Source organism: Bacterioplanoides pacificum (genome assembly GCF_042648445.1).
Classification (GTDB): domain Bacteria; phylum Pseudomonadota; class Gammaproteobacteria; order Pseudomonadales; family Oceanobacteraceae; genus Bacterioplanoides; species Bacterioplanoides pacificum.
This window is the reverse complement of the sequence record NZ_JBHRYB010000005.1, coordinates 597,650-621,197: the sequence shown is the minus strand read 5'-3', so window position 1 is coordinate 621,197 and position 23,548 is coordinate 597,650. Positions and strand designations below refer to the sequence as shown.

The window sequence follows — 23,548 nt, the reverse complement described above, 5'->3', positions numbered from 1 at the left end:
TCTGTGACTGATCAGTTAGAGGCTGAAGGTTTAACACCCTCAATATCGATAGGTAACGACAGACCGAGAATAATATCCGGCGCCAGCTCTGTTACCCCATAGCCCACATTGATATTGGCAATAGTTTTAGGCGACACCCTCACCCCTAATGCAAAATTCATAATACCGGTCATCTGACTGCCGGCGATGGAAGTCCGCGTTGTGCCACCACTTTCCAGTACAAATCGGGTGCGATCGTTATACGACCCCTGAAATGACGCACTGAGTGACACATCATAGGATAAGGAATACGCAAAGCCCATCGAGAACGACAGATTGTTACCCGGATGAACCTCACGCAGTAACGCGCTGCCCCGCACCTGATTCAGATCGGTCTCGGGAATGTTATAACCAAAGGTACCGGAACCAAACAACACTACCGGATCCATCACCTTGGATACGCTGACACCGGCACTTAAACCATAGGTACCGGAACCGGTTGATAAGCTTTTATCAAGGTCAATTTCATACGGGCTATCACCGGTTTTCAACCGGATTGTACCGAAGAATGTCGATGACATTTTCCCGGGCACATATTCGAATGGTTGCCAGCGGGTCGTACCACTTAAATCACCAATGGAATAAGCGGTTAACTCATCCTCGGTTTCAAACTTAGCAATCAGCGGTAACCGGCCACTTAACGTCACATTGTTCAATAAGCCATAGTCAAAGGTTACCGAGTTAGTAAAAGTATGCGACGCCACCGGCGATACATCGGCATTACGAATGACCGGACTACCCGTCGGCTGACCATCAACCAGAGCCGGTTCAATCACCAGATCAATACGCTGATCACCAAAATAGCTGTAGTCAAAGTTATAATTGAGCGACATACCACCGCGCTTTAACAGCGAGTAGTTTTTTGCAGCTGCTTCAAATACTTCTTCCAGTGCTTTTTCAGTATCCGCATCATTATCCTGTTTTGCTAAGGCATCACGTGCCTTGGATAAATCCCGGCCCGTTTCTGCGAGCGCCTGATTTCCCGCAAAAATAAGTGGAAGCATAACCAGCGTGGATCGAATTAACATGTACCTGTGCCCTGTATCTTTTATTATTTTCTTCTGAAACGTAAAGTTTTTTCTATACGTTCATTGGGATCTGTTGTATTCCAGCGGATATTAAAGTCATCCTGATCCAGGCCATCCGCTGCGGTTTCGATTTTATATTCGTAAACAGGATCGCCGTCGGCATTTTGGCGCTCCTGGCCAACCATCGCCTGAGTGACTTCTTTACCATCCAACATCTCACCCACGTCACTCTGCTTATACATAGCAACCTGCAGGGTAGAGCGCGCATTATTCCACAATGCACCGATCTCGTTGGTAATCACGTCATCATGACGAATCTGAAAGTGTGGAAATTCCCGAAAGGTGTTTTCTGCCACTATATAATCGGAAACATAACGCATATCTTCTTCGCGCAACTCCAGCCCGCTTGCCGGGCGGTGACCGTTAGGGAACACAATAAACAACACATTGTTATCCCAGATTTCCAGAAAACGATTCAGGGTAAAGCTCAGATTCCCCAGTGCCGGATCAGCGACATACACCCGCCCCTCGTAAACGGTACGAATAACCACAAAGTGTTTGAAGCCGGCGTATTCGATCGGAGCAATAGCCGGGTGATCAAGCTCCTCCAGATCGGAGGCTTCGGCTTTAAAGCCACCCGATGGGTGACCCAGCGCCGTTACCAGGCGTTTCATATCCAGCAAAGAAAAACCGCGACGCTCGACAATACGTTCCGTTTCGCCAAACCGCAGCAGCCCTTCCATCACCTGACGCTCCTGGAAGTTACGACCCAGGTAGAAGTCAAGCAAGGTAGTTAATGCCGCAGAACCACAGGAATAGTCGTACGCCTGGCGCACCACGTTATTGAATTTCTGCACAGAAAGCGGTTCGACGTTAACCAGCTGATCGTGCTGACCGTCCTGACCGACAGCAACCCTGACATAGGTATCGCCCTGTTCCCTGTCTGACACGATGGCAAACTCATTAACCATTGAAAAGGCAATGATTGAGCCTATGAGAATGATGAACATATTATTTTTATCTTATTCGTTATTCCAAGCCATGTTACATAAAATCACACAAGCTACCAAGCCATTTTTGGTCACTTTTCAACGATTTAAGCCATTTATAACAACCTTTACATTAGCAACGGGCATAAAAAAACCCGCCGAAGCGGGTTTTCTTTACAATCGACTAAGTAAAACTTAGTGACCGTAAATACGCTGAGTCATACCAGCCAGATTAATGTCTTTAACAGCGATCTGACCAATGTTAGCACCACCGATAACAGTCTCACCAACTGTCAGAGTACCCGACAGAGAACCCATGTTAATGTAAACACCGCCACCCTGAGCAACCGTACCGCCTTGCGCCCAGATTTTCTGAGATACAGTTGCCATGCCTTTAGCTGCAGTACCGTCATTAAAGGTCACATTATTAATCTGGATCGCAGAACCGTTACGCAAAGTGTTATAGGTCGCTTCTTCGCCAGCTTCAATTACACCACTACCGTCGGCATCAGCGCGGGCAAATGCCTGCTCATCAGTGTAACCGAACAACTCAACATCCAGATCATCAATACGAATCGCTGCATTTGCCGCAATCACAACACCAGAGTTAACGGCCATGCTGGCAGGATTCGTACCATTATCGAAGCCAACACCATTCAAGCCAGCAGCATCAGCACCTGAATCATACGCGGACATATTGTAGATGGTGGTAGTTGAAGAACCCATATCCATTTGCATACTCAGGCTATTAACCAGTTCCGCGTTTTTCAGTGGATCGGCAGAGCTGCGCAGCATCACACCACTTGCAGAAGCCAAAGAGGCATCTGTGGATTTAGTCGTATTACCCACCGCAACAGTCAGGTCATTGATAGCCGAAACACCCAACAGCAGATTACCATCAGCATCAACATCAATGGTTTGCGTAATATCTGCGTTATTGATCTGAATGTTCTCCAGAGCAACCGAACCCTCGTCGGTGTATTCGATTTCACCGATAGAAATACCATCACCAGCGATATCAATCTCGATGGTTACACCCGCCTGACCGGTAGTAGCAGAAAGAGTTGAATCGTCCAGCGCCTTCAGTTCAGCCTGAGCTGCGAATGGAGCAGCTGCGATAGCAGCGGCGAGAGTAGCTTTTTGTAAGAATTTCATTTGAGTGCACACTCCAGTTTATTTTTTTACTTAAGTAGTCGGGCGTTTCCTGCCCTATCACCGCCCCGATCCGTGCACCGGATCAAAACAGATGAATTCGACATACATACTCGTAAAAAAGCGAATGACGCAGGGTCATTTGGATCACTTTTTATTATTTTTGTTTTCCCAGCGATATGGGAGAATGTCCACAATCTATTATGCACCCCTGAGGTTGTCTAGCTCTTTTTTTACATAACTTCACAACCAAAACACAGAAATTTTCATCAGGTTAAAAAAAAACGCCCAGAAATCTTAATTTTTTATTATTTTTCAAGCACTTATAGCAAAAAGCACCCACACCACATTGGCACAAAATGTCGCATTTAAAGTTACAATACAGCGCTAAGCAGTTACTCAGCTTAGTTCCGAAGTTGGATAACCCAATACTATTTACGTTTGAAAACCAATGGATTCTTAGCTTTAGTCCGGTTCAGACCCGGTGTATTCAGGACAAGCAGGCCCTTGCCACACTGGCCAGCCCCGGTTTAGCGCCTGGCCCTGACCTTCCGCCCAGACATTTCTCCAGTGGCTGGGCTGGCTACCTGCGTTATCCCGACCAGCCAAACACAAACAACGCATTGAATGGCTGGTTTGGCGACTACCCTGCCAGTCTATTGATTGACTGGACTGACGACAGTGTCTGGTTACAGAACCCCCGACAACTCACACCATCCGATCTGCAACACTGGCTGCAGCCCATCAGGCAGTTATTTACCGGCAAAAACAATCCCGGTCCACGGAGACGGCACTGGCAACCAGGCTGGAGTCAGACGCAATATCACCAGGCCTTCTCCAGAGTGCAACACTACTTAGCCGCCGGAGATTGCTACCAGGTCAACCTGACGATGCCGTTTTGTTGCCCGGAAGACCTGACCGAACAATCTCCGCTGAACTTATTACAGACGTTTGAGCCACGCTTTGGCGGTTACCTGAAAAGCCCTGACGGCACGTTATTCAGTGTCAGCCCGGAACGTTTTATCCGTATCGATGGGCAGCGCATTGAAACCTGCCCGATCAAAGGTACCCTGCCACGTGGAAAAACAGCGCAGCAAGACCAGCAACTGGCACAACAGCTGAGAGACAGCGACAAGGATCTGGCGGAAAACCTGATGATTGTCGACTTATTACGTAACGACCTCAGCATCCACGCCGAACCTCACAGCGTTAAAGTCGAGAAGCTGTTCGAGCTGGAAAGCCATGCTAATGTCCATCACCTGGTCAGCACCATTACAGCCAGACGCAAAGTCGGCGATTGTGCAGTCGATGTTATCAGTGATGCGTTTCCCGGCGGCTCAATCACCGGGGCACCGAAAAAACGGGCGATGGAGGTTATTTCCGAGCTGGAAGCGCAACCACGCGGCGCTTATTGTGGTTCATTGGGCTATTTTGACGATGCAGGCCATGCCGACTTCAACATCCTGATCCGTACCATCGAAGCAACCCAACAAGGCGCTTTTTGCTGGGGCGGCGGCGGAATCACGGTAGCGTCTACGGCGGATGATGAATACCAGGAGATTCTGGCAAAAGTAGGAAAGATATTGGCTACTCCACTTTAAGAGCAGCCTTTCACACGAGGTAGCCTTCGTCGCTGAGCAGGCGTTTGACCGCCGCTTCAGTGACATCCACAGATTATCAGAGAGTCAGTTCACGGTTACTGGCTTTGATAAACTCTTTTTTCAGATCTTCATAATTGTGCACCGCCGGGAACTGCGGAAACTCATCAATAACGTTCTGCGGGGCATGGAACAGGATACCCGCATCCGCTTCGGCCAGCATGGTTGTGTCGTTGTAAGAGTCACCGGCTGCAATAGTGCGGTAATAAATAGTTTGCAAAGCACGGATGGACTGACGCTTTGGATCAGCCTGGCGCAGCTTGTAATCAACCACCCGACCTTCATCATCAGTGATCAGGCGATGACAGAACAGCGTTGGGAAACCCAGCTGACGCATCAGTGGCTGAGAAAACTCATAAAAGGTATCCGACAGAATAATTACCTGGAAACGCTCACGCAGCCAATCAACAAACTCACGTGCACCTTCCAATGGACTCAGTGTCGCAATCACTTCCTGGATATCCTGAATTTTCAGTTTGTTTTCATCCAGAATGCGCAAACGTTGCTGCATTAATACGTCATAGTCCGGAATATCACGCGTCGTTGCCTTCAGCTCTTCAATACCGGTTTTGTTAGCAAATTCAATCCAGATTTCAGGGACTAATACCCCTTCCAGATCCAGGCATGCGATTTCCATGATGACTCCCGTACAGATCGGTTATTTTCGGTTTCGTTTCGGCGGCGTACTCTAGCGGCAAGCGGTGCCTTTCTCAATAAAAAGAAACAGCGGTTCGGCTTTTTTATTACCAAAATCAAGGATAAATATTCTTTAATATTATTAAATGAGATATTCAGCCCGTGATAGCCTACAACATTCGTTGCATCAGGCTGCCATGCCTGACCCCAGCCCAGTGCCCGCCAACAGAGGCACGGCTGCCACACCGCAGATTAGCAGATGAGTTTTGCCATGACAGAAAACCTGACCGAACTGAATGAGCAGTTTGCCGACCAACGCCCCAAAGAACTGATTCGTTATGCGCTGGAGCAACACGACGAAATCGCCGTGTCCTTCAGTGGTGCAGAGGATGTCATTCTGATTGATATGGCCGTTAAAATTGACCCGGAGGTTAAAGTATTCACCCTTGATACCGGGCGCCTGCACCCCGAAACTTACGAGTTTATCGAACAGGTGCGTAAACATTATGGTATCCGCATTGACATCCGCACCCCGGAACAACAGGCGCTGCAGGATTTTGTCCGTGAGAAAGGCCTGTTCAGTTTTTATGAAGACGGGCACCAACAATGTTGTGGCGTACGCAAGATTGCGCCATTAAAAAACAAGCTGGCTACGCTGGATGCCTGGATTACCGGGCAACGCCGTGACCAGAGTCCGGGAACCCGCAGTGACGTTCATCTGATCGAAGAAGATAGCGCCTTTCAGGGACGCAACGGCACACTGATCAAATACAACCCTCTGGCGTTATGGACGTCCGCCCAGGTATGGGAATACATCAAGGTGTTCGACGTACCTTATAATAAGTTACACGAGCAGGGGTATATCAGCATCGGCTGCCAGCCTTGTACCCGGCCGACACTGCCGAATCAGCACGAACGCGAAGGTCGCTGGTGGTGGGAAGGTGCTGGCCATAAAGAGTGTGGCTTGCACGCCGGCAATATCATCAGCAAAGGCTGATACAAAAATCCCCCGCTGAGCACTTATTCTCAGCAGGGGATGCCTTACCAGAAGTCGCTTAACTTAATGCTCAGGCAGTGGCACCGCCGCAAATAACGCCTCCAGCTCCTGGCGGTTATGGCAATGAGAAGCTTTTTCTACCAGATCCCGACTCAGATGCGGTGCAAAGGCCTGAATGAAGTCGTACATATACCCGCGTAAAAAGGTGCCTTTGCGGAAACCAATCTGAGTGACACTGGGTGCAAACAGATGGCTGGCATCAATCGCCACCAGATCGGAATCGATTTCTTTATCGAGCGCCATACTGGCGACAATTCCAACACCAACCCCTAGCCGAACGTAAGTTTTGATCACGTCAGCATCGGCAGCGGTAAAGGCCACCCTGGGCGTCAGGCCACGGGTTTTAAACGCTTCATCCAGCTTTGAACGGCCGGTGAAACCAAATACGTACGTCACCAGTGGATACGCGGCAATTTGCTCCAGCGACGGCCGTGGATTCTGCGCCAGCGGATGATTGCGCGGCACCAGAATGCTGCGGTTCCAGCGATAACACGGCATCATAATCAGATCGGAGAACAGCTCCATCGCTTCCGTTGCAATGGCAAAATCCGTGGTGCCATTAGCCGCCATCTCTGCAATCTGCATCGGCGTTCCCTGATGCATGTGCAGCGAGACTTCCGGGTATTTCTGCATAAAGTTTTCGATCACACCAGGCAATGCGTATCGCGCCTGGGTATGGGTGGTGGCAATCGACAAACTGCCTTTGGTTTCATCACTGAACTCCTGAGCAACCTGCTTAATACTCTCCACCTTACGCAGAATCTCCCCCGCCACTTCCAGAATGGCCTCACCAGCCGGGGTGATACGGGTCAGATGTTTGCCACTGCGGGCAAAAATTTCCACGCCCAGCTCATCTTCCAGCAAACGAATCTGCTTACTGATGCCGGGCTGGGAGGTGTACAAAACCTGAGCCGTTGCTGAGACATTCAGGTCATGATGCGCAACTTCCCAGATGTAGCGCAGCTGCTGTAGCTTCATACTTCCTCCCGCTCCTTACCTAAACTTTTGTTATAAAAATATAAACAAATATTCTTTTCCAGAATAGATGCAAGATAATACATTAGCTTCGTCAATTTTTTTAGAGCCACTGGTACTACTGTAGACCATATTTTATGGAATTTTTGTTATATATAGCATCCGGTGCACTGGTGGGCCTGATTGTTGGAATCACCGGCATTGGTGGCGGCGCACTGATGACACCACTGTTGCTGATGTTCGGTTTCCCGCCTCATATTGCCGTAGGCACCGACCTGATGTACGCCGCTCTGACGAAAGCCGGAGGCGCCTACAGCCACCACAAACAACAGCATGTGAACTGGCCACTGGTGAAACTATTAGCGCTCGGCAGCATTCCCGCCGCGCTGATTACCGGCACCGCTCTCAAGACCTTATTTGAAGACTCCGAACAGTACGCCATCTTACTAAGCAACGCACTGGGTGGTATGTTGCTGATTACCGCGGTCGTGATTTTATTCCGCAGCCGCATTCAGCGCTGGTCAGCCACTCACGTCAGCAATCGCTTCAGCCAGTACCGCGGCGTATCAACCTGGCTGATGGGCGTCTTTCTTGGCGTGTTTGTTACTCTGTCGTCCGTTGGTGCGGGAGCTATTGGCACCGCTATTCTGATGCTGCTGTATCCGACACTGCGGGCCACGAACGTGGTAGGAACGGACATTGCCCACGCGGTTCCACTGACGCTGGCAGCCGGCCTGATCCATATGTACCTCGGCAACGTCGACTTTTCGCTACTCGGTGCCCTGCTGCTCGGCTCATTGCCTGCCATTCACCTGGGGAGTCGCCTCAGCCGCCGTATGCCGGAACAATGGCTCAAGCCCATTCTCGCCAGCCTGTTGTTTACGCTGGGTGCCAAATACGCCTTTTTCTGACGTCCTTCCGGCCGGTCAGACGGAAAATAAATCCTCCGTCTGACCGGCTTCGTTTTCTCCAGCCCAGTCCGCTGCCGGCAGCTGCCATAACGACTCAATAAAACGAACAAAATATTGCACGTCGGTATTGCCGGCAGTATGAATAAAAAAGTAAGGCGTTCGCCCTTCTGCCAGCCACTGTTGCAACTTTTGCTGCCATTGAGATAAATAAGTCAGATTCCGCTGCCAGTCACTGTGGCCGATAAAACGCACCACTGGCGTCTGGGAAGTTGCAACAGGATGAACCGGCATTCTCGGCTTTTTAAGCTGCGCATCACGTACTTCGTCACTCGTGCTGGCGTCAGCAAATAAGCCACGACTATCAAATACCGTGCGACCGGCGCCCAACTGCTGCAAACCCCGCAATAATGCCCGCTCCTCCTGCCCTTTGTTAAAAAAAGCAGAATGACGCAACTCAACCGATACCTCAGCGCCACTGTCCTGCTGTAACAGCGCAATAAAATCCAATAATTCGCTGAGACGCGACGGTGAAAATTCGGCTGGCAACTGCAGCGTGACCACGCCCAGCTGCTGCGCCAGCTGAGCACAAAATGCCTGCCACTGACTGCGCTCTCCGGCATACGCCTGCAACAGATCATCAGCGTGTGACACCGACCGGGGCAACTTAAAACAGAAACGAAAATGTGGTGGCACCTGCGCTTGCCACTGCCGCACCCGCTCAGCCGCAGGTAAGCCATAAAACGTAGTATTGCCTTCAACGCTGGCAAAGGCGCGACTGTAATCGGTCAACGCGGTACGGCTAACCTGCCCTGCGGTTAACACATTGCCTCGCCAGGCCTCCATAAACCACATAGGCAGGCCAAAACGAAGATTAGCCGCACTAATTGCGTGGCTCAGATCAGTTTGCATCGGATTCAAGTGTGCTTTTCATTCATGTTTTGTCATAATCGGGAGTTATTGTAACAAAAGCTTTTATGCTGAACTCAGCCATGTCGATTTAGGAAGCATAATGACAGACAACCGTGTTGAAGACCTGAATATCGGGTCAATTACGCCGCTGATCACGCCCGATCAGTTAAAAAAAGAAATGCCGATCAGCGATGAAGCCGTTGCCTGCGTACAGCAAGGACGCCAGACGGTGCGCGACATCCTGGACCGCAAAGACCACCGTATTTTCCTGGTAGTCGGTCCCTGTTCGATCCATGACGTGGATGCTGCCAAAGATTATGCTCAGCGCCTGAAAGTGCTGGCAGAAGAAGTATCTGACACTCTGTACCTGGTGATGCGGGTATACTTCGAGAAGCCACGTACGACCGTCGGCTGGAAAGGTCTGATTAACGACCCTTTCATGAACGACACCTTCAAAATTCAGGAAGGCTTACACATTTCCCGCCAATTATTGCTCGATCTGGCTGAAATGGGATTGCCACTGTCAACCGAAGCTCTGGATCCGATTTCACCGCAATACCTGCAGGATCTGATCACCTGGTCAGCCATCGGCGCTCGTACAACCGAATCTCAGACCCACCGCGAAATGGCCTCCGGCCTGTCCTCTGCGGTTGGTTTTAAGAATGGTACCGACGGCAGCCTGACCGTTGCCACCAATGCCCTGATGTCGGTGGCAAACCCACACCGCTTCCTGGGTATCGACCAGAGCGGTTCCGTTTCCATCGTGGAAACCAACGGTAATAACTACGGTCACGTGGTATTACGTGGTGGCGGCGGCAAGCCCAACTACGACTCCGTTAGCGTATCGCTGGCTGAGCAGGCACTGGAAAAAGCCGACCTGCCAAACAACATCATGGTGGATTGCAGCCATGAAAATTCCAGTAAAAAACCTGAACTGCAACCACTGGTCATGGACAATGTCACCAACCAGATCCTGGAAGGTAATCAGTCCATTATTGGCCTGATGGTCGAGTCCAACATCAAACACGGACGCCAGAATATCCCAGCCAACCTGGATGATCTGGAATACGGTTTGTCGGTCACCGATGGCTGTATCAGCTGGGATGAGACCGAGCAGGCGATTCGTAAAATGCGTGACAAACTGAAAGACGTATTGCCCAAACGCAATGCCTGACAGGCATAACAAAAAAGGCCGCATTCAATGCGGCCTTGTTATTTCTGCAGCCGGTAATCAGAACTCATCTTCCTGCCATTCGTCGTCATCCCAGGATTCATCGTCCCAGTCGTCATCCCCCCACTCATCATCCGTTTGACCATCATTCACCAGATACTCACGGCGCTGCAGATAAAAACTACGGATAAAGGTATAACGATCACCACTGATCAGGCCTTCAGAAGCAATCAGATCAGCCCGGGTATCAATACCATTGATGGCATACAGACCAATTTGTTGCGCGTAGTTTTCACCTAATTCTGTATAAGCGGTATCCGCCACTAAACTGATGCCCATACCCGACGTATCCCGAACGGTACTTGGCCCCATAAACGGCAACATCAGATAAGGGCCGGTCCCGACTCCCCAATAGCCAAGCGTCTGACCAAAGTCCTCGTCGTGTTTTTCCAGACCGATGTGGCTGGCGACATCAAAAATACCAAAAAAGCCAACCGTGCTGTTCACCAGAAAGCGGGCACTGTCCGAAGCCGCCTGCCCAAGTTTCAGTTGCGCCAGATCGTTCACAATCACAACGACGTCACCCAGATTGGAAAAAAAAGCGCTGACAGACTGGTCGACCGGCTCGGGAGTGATGTATTGATATCCTTTTGCCACCGGGCGCAGAATATATTCATCCATGGTTTCGTTAAACGCAAAAACCTTACGATTAAAGCCTTCCCAGGGATCCGGGTCCGGCGTCTCAGCTGCAACCAAAACAGGCAGTAACACCCCCAAAAGCAGGGTAAAAAATCTCATAAATACCATCCAATCGGTTTTTGGCTATTAAACCAGCAACAATGTGACAAAAAAAGCGCCGTAGCGCTTTTTAAAACCGTGATTAATGGAACACTATGTATGCGCCGGACGAAAACGTTTTTTAATCCAGTAATCAATACTGAAATAACGGCCGGCTCCCTGGAAAAACAGCACCAGCAGCATCAGCAGAAATGAGCAAAAGATTGAAAGGTCATATTGGCAAAATTCCGGTTATTGGCCAGGCTGCTCAGCCCATCAGCGGCCACCCAGAATCAGACCTTGTTGCCGCCACTCTTCGAGAATAGTCAGCCCGCCCTGAAGTGCCACCTCCGTCACAGCCATACCTGATTGCTGTAATAATTGTTCGACGGCCTGCGTCCCGGTAAGTTCCTGCTGCTGCAGGATAATCTGTAGCTGCAGTGTCATCAGATTGGTTTCAATAAAGCGCACCTGATCCTGGCGATCACGAAACACTATCAGTGCCGTCTGGCATTGCGGCGGCTGAATGTTGTCAACACTGATCAGGTGTACCGGGTACTGATACACAAATGCCTGAGCGGCCGCGGCCAATACCGGAATACTCTGCGCCAGCGAAGCGTTGGCATCAAACCTCTCCATGACTGACTCCTGACAAACATCAACCGCCAGCTCAAGCCACTCATAATGTGCCAGCTCGTATAAATAATCCGGATCAGATTCGCTGCCATCGGCACCCTGCTCGAGAAAATTAAGAAACTCTCGCGGTATCTCAAGAAAATAAGGTGTTTTACAGCGATGGCTGGCAAAAAAACTGCGCGCCAGATCATGCCAACGCGATTCCCCGATCACTTCAGCACAGACCGGGAAGGTACCATCCAGAAAACCTTTAATATTGTTAAAAAACAGATCGGAATAAATTTTCATCCGCCGCGATTCAATTCCCGCAGGCACAGGCACCTTCTGTGGGTCGCGAATATGCGCGGCAAAAGCACGTTGTTGACTCAGGTGTTCGGCCATTTCAGATTGCCCGCTCACACTGGCCGGCCGATATCGACTGTAATCGCCGGATTTGCTCAACCTCAGATAACAACTCCGCCAGCGGCGGAAAATTAAAATCGCGTTCTAACAGCGTCGGAATCACACCGTGAATACGATAAGTATCGGCCAGTAACTGCCAGACAATATCTTTAACGGCCATGCCGTGGGTATCCACCAACAAGTCATCCGCTTCATCAAAGTGCCCGGCAACATGCAGGTATTTAATGCGTTCACTTGGCATCGCTTTAATAAACGCCAGAGCATCGCCGCCGTGATTAATACTGTTAACATAAACATTATTAACATCCAGCAGCAAATCACAGTCTGCCCGCCTGATCACCTCACAGACAAACTGAGCTTCTTCCATTTGTTTACCCGGCTCAGCATAAGCCGAAACATTTTCTATAATCAGACGCTGACCAAGAATATCCTGCACTCGCTGAATACGTTCTGCCACATAACTGACAGCTTCTTCTGTAAAAGGAATCGGCATCAGGTCGTACATATGGCCATCATCACTGCAATAGCTCAGGTGTTCGCTGTACGCTTTAATGCCATGCTCTGCCATAAAGGCTTTAACCTGACGGACAAAGTCTTCATCCAGTGGTGCCGGACTGCCGATAGACAGAGATAAACCATGGCAAAGGAAATCGTATCGCTCCGTAAAGCTGCGGAATTTTTTCCCCAGCCGCCCACCGACACCAATCCAGTTTTCCGGGGCCACCTCCATAAAATCAATCTGGTGTTCTGGCAGGTCTGCCAGCGAGCTCATCAATGCCCGCCGCAGACCCAGTCCAGCACCCTGTACGGGATAATTCATAATGAATTACTTATTACCGCCGCACTTACCTTCACCACACTTGCCTTCGCCACGTGCTTTTTTGCCGCCACATTTGCCTTCACCACACTTACCTTCGCCACGTGCTTTCTTGCCGCCACATTTGCCTTCACCACACTTACCTTCGCCGTGTGCTTTCTTACCGCCACACTTACCTTCACCACACTTACCTTCGCCACGTGCTTTTTTGCCGCCACATTTGCCTTCACCACACTTACCTTCACCGTGATGTTCAGCCAGTTTGTAGCCGCCTTGCAGCTCAGAAGAAGCAAATGGATTTTCAGCAGCAGAAGCCAGAGGCGCCTGGGCCATCGCGGTTACAAATGCAGTACCCAGCGCAGCGGCGACGGGTTTAATAGTTTTAGCCATGATCGTTTCCTGTTGTTTTACTAGAGGGTTAAAACCAGCTGCCAGGTAACCCCGACAGTTGTCAGCGGTACCTGCTGTTGCTGATACCAATGAACACCTATTAGTTACCGGAATGCGACGACAGTTCAACTTTTTTTGCAAAAAATTACCCCAAAGAATCAGGGTTTGGCGATTTCTCCCCAGCGTTTTTTCAGGCGTTTCAACGAGACCGGCTCTTTCGTTCCCAGTGGCTGAGCAAACAAAGACACCCGCCATTCTTCCAGCAGCCAGCCAAATTCGCTCAGCTCTGTATGCTGATCGGCCCCGGGCTGCGTCAGCGCCTGCTGATAAGGTTTATACAAACTATCAAACTCAATCATCGACTGGCGATCACGCGCCAGATTGCCCTGCAGTTTTTCAATACGATACGCCATCGCCTTCAGATAGCGGCCATAACTCTGCAGCCGCCCCCAGGGAGTACGCTGCATAAAACCCCGTGCCAGCAAACGCTCCAGGTGCGCTTTAACATCGGAATACGCCATGGCCCGATCAAGACTGACCGCACCCGACATGGCTTTAAGGATGTTATGCCGCAAGGTTACCCATTCGATAAACTGACCCAGCAGTTTCTCACCATGCTCGAGCAGTTCGGCCCGGCGTTCAAGCCGCTGCTGAAACGCCTGTTGCTGATACGGTAAATCGTCATCCAGCGGCACAAAGGTCTGAATAAATGCGGCCTGAATCAGGTCGGCGGTCAATTCGGCCTCAGAACCCACGCCTTTACAATACAGCCACTTTCCTTTCATTTGCTGCTGAATAAACGCTTTCAGCGCGCGCTCCTGAGCCGGAAGCTGCTTGCGGATCAGCTGACACACCCCCAGCCGGTGCAACTGCCGTGCTTTGTATTCATCCGCCTCAACAGCCAGCTCAATATCCGTTTTCCCGGCCTGAGAACTGGCTGGCTTCAGGCACGGAAATGCGCGCACCGGCAAGCCGTTTACTGCCGTTTGAGTGCTGCTGGGTAAATCACCAAAATCCCACTGCTCGACCTGATCACGCTGGAAAGCACTGTGGGTCAGATCTTCTATCTGGGCCTGAGACGCATCCGAAAAACGCGCCTTTAACTGCTCTAAATCGCGATCTTCGGCCAGAATTTTATCGCCATCCAGTACCCGGATATTCATCTTCAGATAAGCGACCAGCTCACTGTTACGAAACTCGTCCGCCTCGACCTGCTCTGGCCGCAACCGGCTATTCAGATAATTCAGCAACTGGCTGTACAAACCTCCCTGTGCCGGCCCGCTTTGTTGCAGAAAATCACGGGCTGTATTCGGTACCGGGACAAACTGCTTACGAATGGCTTTTGGCAGCGCTTTAATCAGCGCAATCACTTTTTCTTCAATAAAGCCGGGCACCAGCCATTCGGTTTGTTCCGCCGGCACCTGCTGCAACATGGCCACCGGAACACTCAGGGTGACGCCATCATCCGCGGCCCCCGGAGCAAAGCTGTAACTTAACGGGAACGCCATGCCCTGCCAATCCAGTTCCGCCGGGTAATCACCGGCACCCACCCCGGCGGCCTCCGGACTGAGCAGAAAATCCCGGGTAAAATACAGCGCCTGTTTTTCAGCAGCAGCGGCTTTATTAAACCAGCGCTCAAGATGTTTACAGCTGACAATATGATCGGGTAAGGCTTTATCGTAAAACTCAGCCAGATAAGCATCATCGATAACCAGGTCACGGCGCCGGGATTTTTCTTCGTATTCAGTGACCTGCTGCAACAGCTGACAATTTTTGCGATAAAAATCGGCTTTGGTGCGTATCTTTTGTTCAACCAGACCTTCCTGAATCAGAATTTCCCGCGCCTCTTTCGGGTGGGTGTCGGCATAGTTCACACGTTTTTTTGCGTTGACGATCAGGCCGTATAGCGTACTTTGTTCAAATGCCATTACCTGGCCGCGCTTTTCCTGCCAATGAGGTTCAAAGTACTGATACTTCAGCAGAGGCTTGCCAATTTCTTCAATCCATTGCGGTTCAATTTTAGCGACGGTACGGGCAAATAACTTGCTGGTTTCCACCACTTCTGCCGCCATCATCCATTTTGGTTTTTTCTTATATTGGCCGGAGGCCGGAAAAATCCAGAATTTACGATTACGGGCACCCAGATATTCCCCCGGGTTCGATTGAGCGCTCTCAGACTTAAAACCAACCTGACTTAACATGCCGGATAACAGCGATTTATGCAGTGCGTCATAATTCGCAGCCTGCTGGTTTTCCTGAAGCCCAAGTTCTTTGCATAAGATATGCAGCTGGCGATGGGTATCGCGCCACTCACGCATACGCATGTAATTCAGAAAATGTTTTGTACACCATTTACGCAGCTGATTTTGCGATAACTCCTGGCGCTGCTCCTCGTAGGCCTGCCAGAGATTCAGCAGCGAAACAAAATCGGAGTCTTCGTCTTTCCAGCTGCGATGTTTTTCGTCCGCCTGCTGTTGTTTCTCCGGCGGCCGCTCACGCGGGTCCTGAACGGTCAAGGCGGCGGCAATCACCAGTACTTCGGTTAAAGCGCGCTGCTGTTGCGCTTCCAGCATCATCCGGGCAATACGAGGATCGACCGGCAGCCGTGCCATTTGCCGCCCCAGCGCCGTCAGCTGCTGCTTGCCATTAACCGCTTCCAGTTCCTGTAACAGATTAAAGCCGTCTTTGACAAAACGTTCATCCGGGGCATCAACAAAGGGAAAGTCCTGCAGCCGCCCCAGCTTCAGGTGCAGCATCTGCAACACCACCGATGCTAAATTGGTACGCCGGATTTCCGGGTCGGTAAATTCATCACGACCGAGAAAATCACTTTCCTCATACAACCGAATACAAATCCCCGGCGCTACCCGGCCACAGCGACCGGCACGCTGGTTGGCACTGGCCTGAGAAATCGCCTCCACCGGCAAGCGCTGTACCTTACTGCGATAACTGTAACGACTGATGCGTGCCACACCGGAATCGATAACGTACCGGATTCCCGGGACCGTTAACGAGGTTTCGGCAACGTTGGTGGCCAGAACCACCCGCCGGCCACCATGAGGTTTAAAAATTTTCTGCTGATCGCCGGCACTCAAACGGGCATACAGGGGCAGAATATCAGTCGCCGGCAACTGAGCCCGGCGTAAAAACTCGGCACACTCCCGGATCTCACGTTCACCGGGTAAAAACACCAGAACATCGCCAGGCTGCCCTTTGTTTTTGTCTTCGCTGCGTAACTCGGCCAGCGCCTCGGCGATGCCGTCAAACAAGGAACGGTCTTCACCGTCTTCATCTTCCCGCACCAGTGGCCGGTAACGGGTTTCCACCGGAAACGTCCGGCCCGACACTTCAATAACCGGTGCGGGTTTGCCATCAGCATCGGCAAAATGATTGGCAAAGCGGTCGACGTCGATGGTCGCCGAGGTAATGATCAGTTTAAGGTCCGGGCGTTTCGGCAATAATTGTTTCAGATAACCCAGCAGAAAATCGATATTCAGGCTGCGCTCGTGCGCCTCATCGATAATAATAACGTCGTATTCATTGAGAAATTTATCATGCTGAGTTTGCGCCAGCAGGATACCGTCAGTCATCAGCTTAATGCGGGTCTGGTCGTTACTCTGATCGGTAAAACGCACCTGAAAACCAACCTGATTACCCAGCTGACAGTGCAATTCTTCAGCAATACGTCCGGCCACTGCCCGGGCCGCTAAACGGCGCGGCTGAGTGTGAGCGATGCGGCCATATACCCCAAGACCGGCCTCCAGGCAGACTTTGGGCAACTGCGTGGTTTTACCGGAGCCGGTTTCGCCAGCGACGACCACCACCTGATTCTCCTGAACCGCTTTCAGAATTTCATCTTTGCGTTCAGACACCGGTAAATCCGGATAACTGACGGTCAGCGCTTGCGAGCGCACCGACACCAGCTGCTGGCTGCGCTGAATGCGCGCCAGTAATTTCTCCAGCAGAGCATCAAACGACTTACCTTCAGCCATCAGATTGCTGATCTGGCGAACACTGCGACGCAGCGCAAACCTGTCTTTAATCAGACAGTGATCAATCGCCTGATGTAAGGCTTTAATATCGGTGCTGGGGCTGGATGCCTGATCAGGCTGATGGCTAAACAATGCAGACTCGCTTTCTGATTACGCTGTACAGTGTGAAACAACAGGCAATTTGCAGGCGATCTTAACACGACATCCTGTCGCTGCGTTGCAAACCACCGGTTACTTCAGGCTTTAAAAAATGCAATAAAAAACGCCCGGCCGGTTACCCGGGCGGGCGTATTCTAACAGCTTGAACTTATGAGTTCTTGGCTATCTCTTCGTCACGCAGCTCACGACGCAGGATTTTACCAACGTTGGTTTTTGGCAACTCGTCACGGAATTCAATATGACGTGGCACCTTATAAGCCGTCAGACGCTCACGACACCAGTTTTTCACATCGGCAGCCGTCAGGTTTTCGTTGCTGGACACCAGGAACACTTTTACCGCTTCTGAGCTCTTCACATCCGGCACACCAATGGCGGCTGCTTCAACCACATCCGGGTGAGCAACCACCACATCTTCAACTTCGTTCGGATAAACGTTAAAGCCGGATACGATGATCATGTCTTTTTTACGGTCAACGATTTTCATATAACCGTCTTCCTGAATCACCGCCATATCACCGGTTTTCAGCCAGCCATCCGCATCGATGGTTTCAGCCGTTGCTTCCGGACGCTGCCAGTAACCTTTCATCACCTGTGGTCCTTTAACACACAGCTCACCCGGGTTACCAACGCCCTGATCATTGCCATCTTCATCGATAACTTTACAGGCGGTGCCGGATACCGGCATACCGATGGTGCCCAGCTGTACATGACCCGGTGGGTTAAAAGAAACCACCGGTGAGGTTTCGGTCATACCGTAACCTTCGGCAATTTCGCAACCGGTGACATTTTTCCACTGATCGGCGGCATCTTTGGTTAACGCCATACCACCGGAGATGGTCAGCTTCAGGCCGGAGAAATCCAGAGCCTGGAATTCCTTCTGACCACACAAAGCAACAAACAGAGTATTCAGACCAACAAACGCGCTGAACTTATTGGTTTGCAGGGTTTTGATAAAGCCCGGAATATCACGTGGATTCGGAATCAGTACCGAGTGGTTACCGGTTTCCAGCAGCACCATACAATGTACGGTGAAGGCGTAGATATGGTACAGCGGCAGCGGTGCAATAACAGACTCTTTGCCCTCTTCCAGCACCATGGTAAACAAGCCGTGGCATTGCATCATATTCGCCATCAGGTTGCGGTGGGTCAGCATCGCACCCTTAGCCACGCCGGTGGTACCGCCGGTGTATTGCAGCACCGCAACGTCATCACGATCAGCTTTAACCGGAGTGAAGGTGTTAGCGGCACCGGCCGACAAAGCACTGCGCAGAGAAACGGCACCGGCAATATTATAAGCCGGCACTTCTTTTTTAACGTGTTTAATCACGGTATTGATCAGAGTACGTTTAACCAGGCCATGCATGTCGCCAACCTGAGTCACAATCACGTGTTTGATACCGGTATTCGCCAGAACCGCTTCCGCTTTGGACGCCATATTCGCCAGTACGACCAGAGCTTTAGCGCCAGAATCGTTGAACTGGTGTTCCATTTCCCGCTCGGTGTACAGCGGGTTGGTATTAACCACCACCATACCGGCACGCATAGCACCAAACACTACAATCGGGTATTGCAGAATATTCGGCAGCTGGACAGCAATACGATCACCGGCTTCCAGGCTTGTTTCATTCTGCAGATAAGCAGCAAACGCAGCACTCTTCTCATTCAACTCAGCGTAGGTCAGGGTCTGCCCCAGGCAGCTGAAGGCCGGACGCTCAGCGAATTTAGAAACGAATCCGTCAAAAATTTCGACAATGGACTCATGCTTATCCGGATCGACTGATTTCGGATAACCTTCCGGATAACGTTCCTGGAAGAATTGCTCGTTCATACAACCTCCTGAGGGGATTTTATGCTGCACCTTGCAGTGCTTATCGACTTATTATTGGTCGCCACTACTACTCATTGCGTAAGAATGCAATGGCCTATTAGACTTTAGTGCGGCGCAAAAATACGCGGCGGAGTTTAGCGCTTTTACTGAGTGGCGGCAAAAACAGTTAAGAGTTGTTTACAAAACGCTACATAAGAAGCAGCCTATGCTGCTGAAATTACAACAAAAATCCGGAATCACCATGACCCAGGCGGAAAAAATCAAGCACCAACCAGCAACCACAGTCGACATTAAAACCAGCGACCAGCAAACCTTTGTTGCGCAGCTGTGGGATCACCACAACCCGATTGCAACCATACACATAGTGCACGGTATGGCGGAACACTGCCTGCGCTACCAGCCACTGGCAGAGCAGCTGCAACAAGCCGGTTACCGGGTGGTCAGCCATAACCACCGCGGCCATGGCGACCGTCTGCCACAGGGGCATTACGCCGACAGCCGTGGCTGGGAGCTGGTGATCGACGATATGCTGCAGGTTCAGCAACAATTATGCAGCGACAGTGCGGTTATTTTATTGGGCCATTCGATGGGCTCATTCATCGCCCAGGGGTTTGCCATACGGTATGGCGATCGTCTCAGCGGCCTGATTTTATCCGGCTCCAATTATCAGTCAGCATTTATGTATAAAGCCGGGCGCACTGTTGCCCGTGTTTTAAAACTGTTTCAGGGCGGCAGGACTCAATCGAAAGTCATGGATCGGCTATCCTTCGGTGCCTTTAACAACCGGTTCAAACCCGCACGCACTGAGTTCGACTGGTTATCGCGCGACAACCAGCAGGTCGATCGCTATATTCAGGATCCGGCCTGTGGCCATACCTGTACCCTGCAGCTCTGGATTGACCTGTTTGGCGGCCTGATTGAAATCAGTCAGCCCGGGAATCTGGCACATATCCCTGCCGATCTGCCAATCTGGCTGTTCGCCGGCGAGTGTGACCCGGTGGGCCAGAACGGCAAAGGTGTAAACGCATTACAGCAGGCATTAACCGACTCAGGTCATAAAAATGTCAGCTGTACCCTGTATGCTGATGCCCGGCATGAAATGCTGAACGAACTGAACGCCGCAGAGGTGCGTCAGGAGATACTGAACCGGATTAATGACATGATCCGTTAACGACTTTAAGGACAAACAATGAGTACCATCAGCAACCGCACATTTGAAGAAATTCAGCTGGGCGACAACTGCATTCGCCATCATACCGTGTGCGAACAGGACCTGATTTTATTTGCCACCGTATCCGGCGACCGCAACCCGGTGCACCTGGACCCGGAGTTCGCCGCAACCACACCGTTTAAAGGCCAGATTGCACACGGCATGTTTACCGGTGCATTAATTTCTGCGGCACTGGCGATGGACCTGCCCGGACCCGGCACCATTTATCTGGGCCAGAATCTGTCGTTCCGTAAACCGGTGATGATTGGTGATGAATTAACCGTAGAATTAAAAGTCAGTGCCAAACACGAATCCAAACCGGTGGTAACGCTGGAATGCAGCGTCACCAATCAGCACGATAAAGTGGTCGCCAGTGGCGAAGCCACCGTGATGGCACCAACGGAAAAAATGACCGTTAACGCCCCGGAATTACCCCAGGTCACGCTGGGCTGATTTCACCCCAACCGCAGTAAGCCGTTCGTTAACGTGAACGGCTTTTTTTACGCTTATTACCACGCTTTGTTGCTGTTTTCTGCGCCCGCCGCTGCTGTTTTTGTTGCTCCGCAATTTCGGCTAAGTTTTGTCGATAAAACTCACTCAGGTATTGGTATAACTGCGGGTGTTTTTTCTGTAATAACAATGGGCGTTCAAAGAAATACTCCGACGTCACTGCAAAAAACTCCGCCGGATTGGTTGCCCCGTATTGATTAATATTGGTTTTGCCACGTTCAACCTGGGCCACTTTATGGCGCACAAATTCAAACCAGGGGGCACAATACTGAAATTCTTTCACCCGCTCCGGAAACCCATCACACTGACCGTCCGCCATATCAAGGATATGTACAAACTCATGAATGCCGACATTTTTTTTATCATTGTCGTTGGCAAAACCCTGGCGTAAATGAGGCTTACTTAACGCCATTTTCCCGGCCATCGGGCCATTGCCAACCATGCCGCTTATCAGTGAATCCGGCAGACCACACTGAAAACGTTCATTAAACGTACCGGGCAATAAAAATACCCCATCAACATTTAAAAACGGCCAGTCAGAAAATCCCCATACCGGAATAACGGCACTGGCGGCCACTAACAGACGATCCAGGTCATCCACTTCAACCTGCACACCACCTTCAACTGGCGTAGTGACCAGAAACCCGGCACAGCGCTGCTCGAAACGCTGCTTATCCTGCGCTGTCAGCGCCTGATAAAAACTGACGTGTTGCGCCAGCAGCTCACTCCATTGTGGCGGCCAGACAAAATCTTCCAGCGGGTCATAAAACCCCAGCCAGCGTTTTAACGTTTGCCAGATTGACATTACTTTTTCCTTTTCCATAAGAAAGCCCCTGCCCGGACAGACAGAGGCCAGATAAGCGCTATACAGCACGCCAAGGCGATTACAGCGCTGTTTTTGGCAACCGTTCCAGCGCCGCATCAATTTCTGATTGCGGGTAATCGTAATCTTCCAGCTCTTTATTCAGGTATTTATCGTACGACACCATATCGAAGTGACCATGACCTGACAGATTAAAGAACAAGGTTTTCTGCTCACCGGATTCTTTACAGCGCAACGCTTCATCGATACAGGCACGAATGGCGTGGTTGGATTCCGGTGCCGGAATGATTCCCTCGGCCCGTGCAAACTGCACCCCGGCATCAAATGTTGCGACCTGAGGTACTGCCACCGCTTCGATCAGTTTTTCGTGATACATCTGTGACACCAGTGACGACGCTCCGTGGTAACGCAAACCGCCGGCGTGAATACCCGGTGGCATAAAGTCATGGCCCAGGGTGTATTGCAACGTCATCGGAGTGTGACCTTCCGTATCACCAAAATCGTAAGCGTAATGACCTTTGGTCAGGCTCGGGCAGGAAGTCGGCTCCACCGCAACCAGGCGCGCCTGTTTACCACCGGCAGCGGCATCGGCGAAGAACGGGAATGCCACACCACCGAAGTTAGATCCGCCACCACAAGGGGCAAAAATCATATCCGGTGAGTCACCCACCATGGCGAATTGTTTTTTCGCTTCCAGTCCAATAATGGTCTGGTGCAATAACACGTGATTCAGTACTGATCCCAGACTGTATTTAGTGTCTTCCCGGCTGGCAGCCTCTTCCACCGCTTCAGAGATGGCAATCCCCAGCGACCCCTGATTGTCCGGATCCTGAGCCAGAATTTTACGTCCGGTTTCAGTCAGATCGGTCGGGCTGGCCAATACCTCACCGCCCCAGGTTTGCATCATAGAGCGACGGAATGGCTTCTGCTGAAAGCTGACTTTGACCATGTAAACGCGGACATCGATGCCAAACATCTGCCCTGCCAGTGACAAAGACGAACCCCACTGGCCGGCACCGGTCTCGGTGGTTAAACGGGTGATACCGGCCATTTTGTTGTAATACGCCTGTGGAATCGCCGAATTCAGCTTGTGTGAACCCGCCGGGCTGATGCCTTCGTATTTGTAATAAATTTTTGCCGGGGTACCCAGTGCTTCTTCTAAACGATGGGCACGGAACATCGGCGTCGGGCGCCATTGCTGATAAATTTCGCGAACCGCTTCAGGGATATCGATCCAACGCTGAGTGCTGACCTCCTGCTCGATGATGTTATCGGCAAAAATAGCCGACATCGCCGACGGATCCATGACCTTACCATCCGGCCCCAGAGGTGGTGCTGGTGGGTTATTCAGATCGGCTGCCACGTTATACCATTGAGTTGGCATCTCGGTTTCAGGCAACAGGATTTTGGTTTGCTTCATGCGTTGTTTTCCCTGATTTTATTGCGGTTATAAGACGCCAAACTTTAAGTTATATATAG

Annotated in this window: 20 protein-coding genes; 6 read left to right on the top strand and 14 right to left on the bottom strand. The window is 50.9% G+C overall.

Going from position 1 to position 23,548, the window contains the following annotated elements:
• Positions 1-11: 11 nt before the first annotated feature.
• From ACFOMG_RS07445 to ACFOMG_RS07435, 3 genes are all read right to left on the bottom strand, one after another.
• The gene (locus ACFOMG_RS07445; RefSeq protein WP_376865760.1) at positions 12-1,067 is read right to left on the bottom strand and encodes a transporter; all 1,056 of its coding nucleotides are present in this window, start codon (positions 1,065-1,067) and stop codon (positions 12-14) included.
• A 23-nt stretch (positions 1,068-1,090) separates the two neighbouring features.
• Positions 1,091-2,077, bottom strand: a complete 987-nt coding sequence (locus ACFOMG_RS07440; RefSeq protein WP_376865759.1) for a C39 family peptidase — start codon at positions 2,075-2,077, stop codon at positions 1,091-1,093.
• 174 nt (positions 2,078-2,251) lie between these two features.
• Positions 2,252-3,211, bottom strand: coding sequence for a DUF6160 family protein (locus tag ACFOMG_RS07435; RefSeq protein WP_376865757.1), 960 nt, complete (start codon positions 3,209-3,211; stop codon positions 2,252-2,254).
• A 620-nt stretch (positions 3,212-3,831) separates the two neighbouring features.
• Between ACFOMG_RS07435 and ACFOMG_RS07430 the strand changes: the two genes are divergently transcribed.
• Positions 3,832-4,809 carry an anthranilate synthase component I family protein gene (locus tag ACFOMG_RS07430; protein ID WP_376865756.1) on the top strand — a complete coding sequence of 326 codons (978 nt, stop codon included), beginning with the start codon at positions 3,832-3,834 and terminating at the stop codon, positions 4,807-4,809.
• Between the two features lie 76 nt (positions 4,810-4,885).
• Here the strand turns inward: ACFOMG_RS07430 and thrH are convergent, their stop codons facing one another.
• Positions 4,886-5,503, bottom strand: a complete 618-nt coding sequence (gene thrH / locus ACFOMG_RS07425) for a bifunctional phosphoserine phosphatase/homoserine phosphotransferase ThrH (protein WP_376865754.1) — start codon at positions 5,501-5,503, stop codon at positions 4,886-4,888.
• Between the two features lie 258 nt (positions 5,504-5,761).
• On the opposite strand from thrH, the gene ACFOMG_RS07420 reads away from it, so the two are divergent.
• On the top strand, positions 5,762-6,499 hold the full coding sequence (locus ACFOMG_RS07420) for a phosphoadenylyl-sulfate reductase (RefSeq protein ID WP_376865753.1): 738 nt from the start codon (positions 5,762-5,764) through the stop codon (positions 6,497-6,499).
• Positions 6,500-6,562: 63 nt separating this feature from the next.
• Here the strand turns inward: ACFOMG_RS07420 and cysB are convergent, their stop codons facing one another.
• Positions 6,563-7,537, bottom strand: a complete 975-nt coding sequence (gene cysB / locus ACFOMG_RS07415; protein ID WP_376865752.1) for an HTH-type transcriptional regulator CysB — start codon at positions 7,535-7,537, stop codon at positions 6,563-6,565.
• A gap of 134 nt (positions 7,538-7,671) precedes the next feature.
• Here cysB and ACFOMG_RS07410 point away from each other — a divergent pair, with 134 nt between their 5' ends.
• Positions 7,672-8,445 (top strand): sulfite exporter TauE/SafE family protein, encoded by a 774-nt coding sequence (locus ACFOMG_RS07410; RefSeq protein ID WP_376865751.1) that lies wholly within the window; start codon positions 7,672-7,674, stop codon positions 8,443-8,445.
• A 15-nt stretch (positions 8,446-8,460) separates the two neighbouring features.
• Here the strand turns inward: ACFOMG_RS07410 and ACFOMG_RS07405 are convergent, their stop codons facing one another.
• Entirely contained in the window at positions 8,461-9,354 is an 894-nt protein-coding gene (locus ACFOMG_RS07405) for a DUF72 domain-containing protein (protein ID WP_376865750.1), read from the bottom strand.
• Between the two features lie 100 nt (positions 9,355-9,454).
• Here ACFOMG_RS07405 and ACFOMG_RS07400 point away from each other — a divergent pair, with 100 nt between their 5' ends.
• A complete protein-coding gene (locus ACFOMG_RS07400) occupies positions 9,455-10,528 on the top strand; it encodes a 3-deoxy-7-phosphoheptulonate synthase (RefSeq protein WP_376865749.1) in 1,074 nt (357 codons plus the stop codon).
• A gap of 57 nt (positions 10,529-10,585) precedes the next feature.
• Here the strand turns inward: ACFOMG_RS07400 and ACFOMG_RS07395 are convergent, their stop codons facing one another.
• The 6 genes from ACFOMG_RS07395 to ACFOMG_RS07370 all read right to left on the bottom strand — a co-directional run bounded on the left by ACFOMG_RS07395 (position 10,586) and on the right by ACFOMG_RS07370 (position 19,526).
• The gene (locus tag ACFOMG_RS07395) at positions 10,586-11,323 is read right to left on the bottom strand and encodes an MlaA family lipoprotein (RefSeq protein ID WP_376865747.1); all 738 of its coding nucleotides are present in this window, start codon (positions 11,321-11,323) and stop codon (positions 10,586-10,588) included.
• A 255-nt stretch (positions 11,324-11,578) separates the two neighbouring features.
• Entirely contained in the window at positions 11,579-12,319 is a 741-nt protein-coding gene (locus ACFOMG_RS07390) for an HvfC family RiPP maturation protein (protein WP_376865746.1), read from the bottom strand.
• 1 nt (position 12,320) lies between these two features.
• A complete protein-coding gene (locus ACFOMG_RS07385; RefSeq protein ID WP_376865745.1) occupies positions 12,321-13,160 on the bottom strand; it encodes an HvfB family MNIO-type RiPP peptide maturase in 840 nt (279 codons plus the stop codon).
• A 6-nt stretch (positions 13,161-13,166) separates the two neighbouring features.
• Entirely contained in the window at positions 13,167-13,547 is a 381-nt protein-coding gene (locus ACFOMG_RS07380) for an HvfA family oxazolone/thioamide-modified RiPP metallophore (protein ID WP_376865744.1), read from the bottom strand.
• A gap of 158 nt (positions 13,548-13,705) precedes the next feature.
• A complete protein-coding gene (hrpA, locus tag ACFOMG_RS07375; RefSeq protein WP_376865742.1) occupies positions 13,706-17,671 on the bottom strand; it encodes an ATP-dependent RNA helicase HrpA in 3,966 nt (1,321 codons plus the stop codon).
• A gap of 175 nt (positions 17,672-17,846) precedes the next feature.
• On the bottom strand, positions 17,847-19,526 hold the full coding sequence (locus ACFOMG_RS07370; RefSeq protein WP_376865741.1) for an AMP-binding protein: 1,680 nt from the start codon (positions 19,524-19,526) through the stop codon (positions 17,847-17,849).
• A 205-nt stretch (positions 19,527-19,731) separates the two neighbouring features.
• On the opposite strand from ACFOMG_RS07370, the gene ACFOMG_RS07365 reads away from it, so the two are divergent.
• A complete protein-coding gene (locus ACFOMG_RS07365; RefSeq protein WP_376865740.1) occupies positions 19,732-20,697 on the top strand; it encodes an alpha/beta fold hydrolase in 966 nt (321 codons plus the stop codon).
• Positions 20,698-20,715: 18 nt separating this feature from the next.
• Complete coding sequence (locus ACFOMG_RS07360; RefSeq protein WP_376865739.1) at positions 20,716-21,189, top strand: MaoC/PaaZ C-terminal domain-containing protein; 474 nt, start codon at positions 20,716-20,718, stop codon at positions 21,187-21,189.
• A 28-nt stretch (positions 21,190-21,217) separates the two neighbouring features.
• Here ACFOMG_RS07360 and ACFOMG_RS07355 read toward each other — a convergent pair whose 3' ends face one another.
• On the bottom strand, positions 21,218-22,051 hold the full coding sequence (locus ACFOMG_RS07355; RefSeq protein WP_376865737.1) for a M90 family metallopeptidase: 834 nt from the start codon (positions 22,049-22,051) through the stop codon (positions 21,218-21,220).
• Positions 22,052-22,130: 79 nt separating this feature from the next.
• Entirely contained in the window at positions 22,131-23,489 is a 1,359-nt protein-coding gene (locus ACFOMG_RS07350; protein ID WP_376865736.1) for a TrpB-like pyridoxal phosphate-dependent enzyme, read from the bottom strand.
• Positions 23,490-23,548 lie beyond the last annotated feature (59 nt).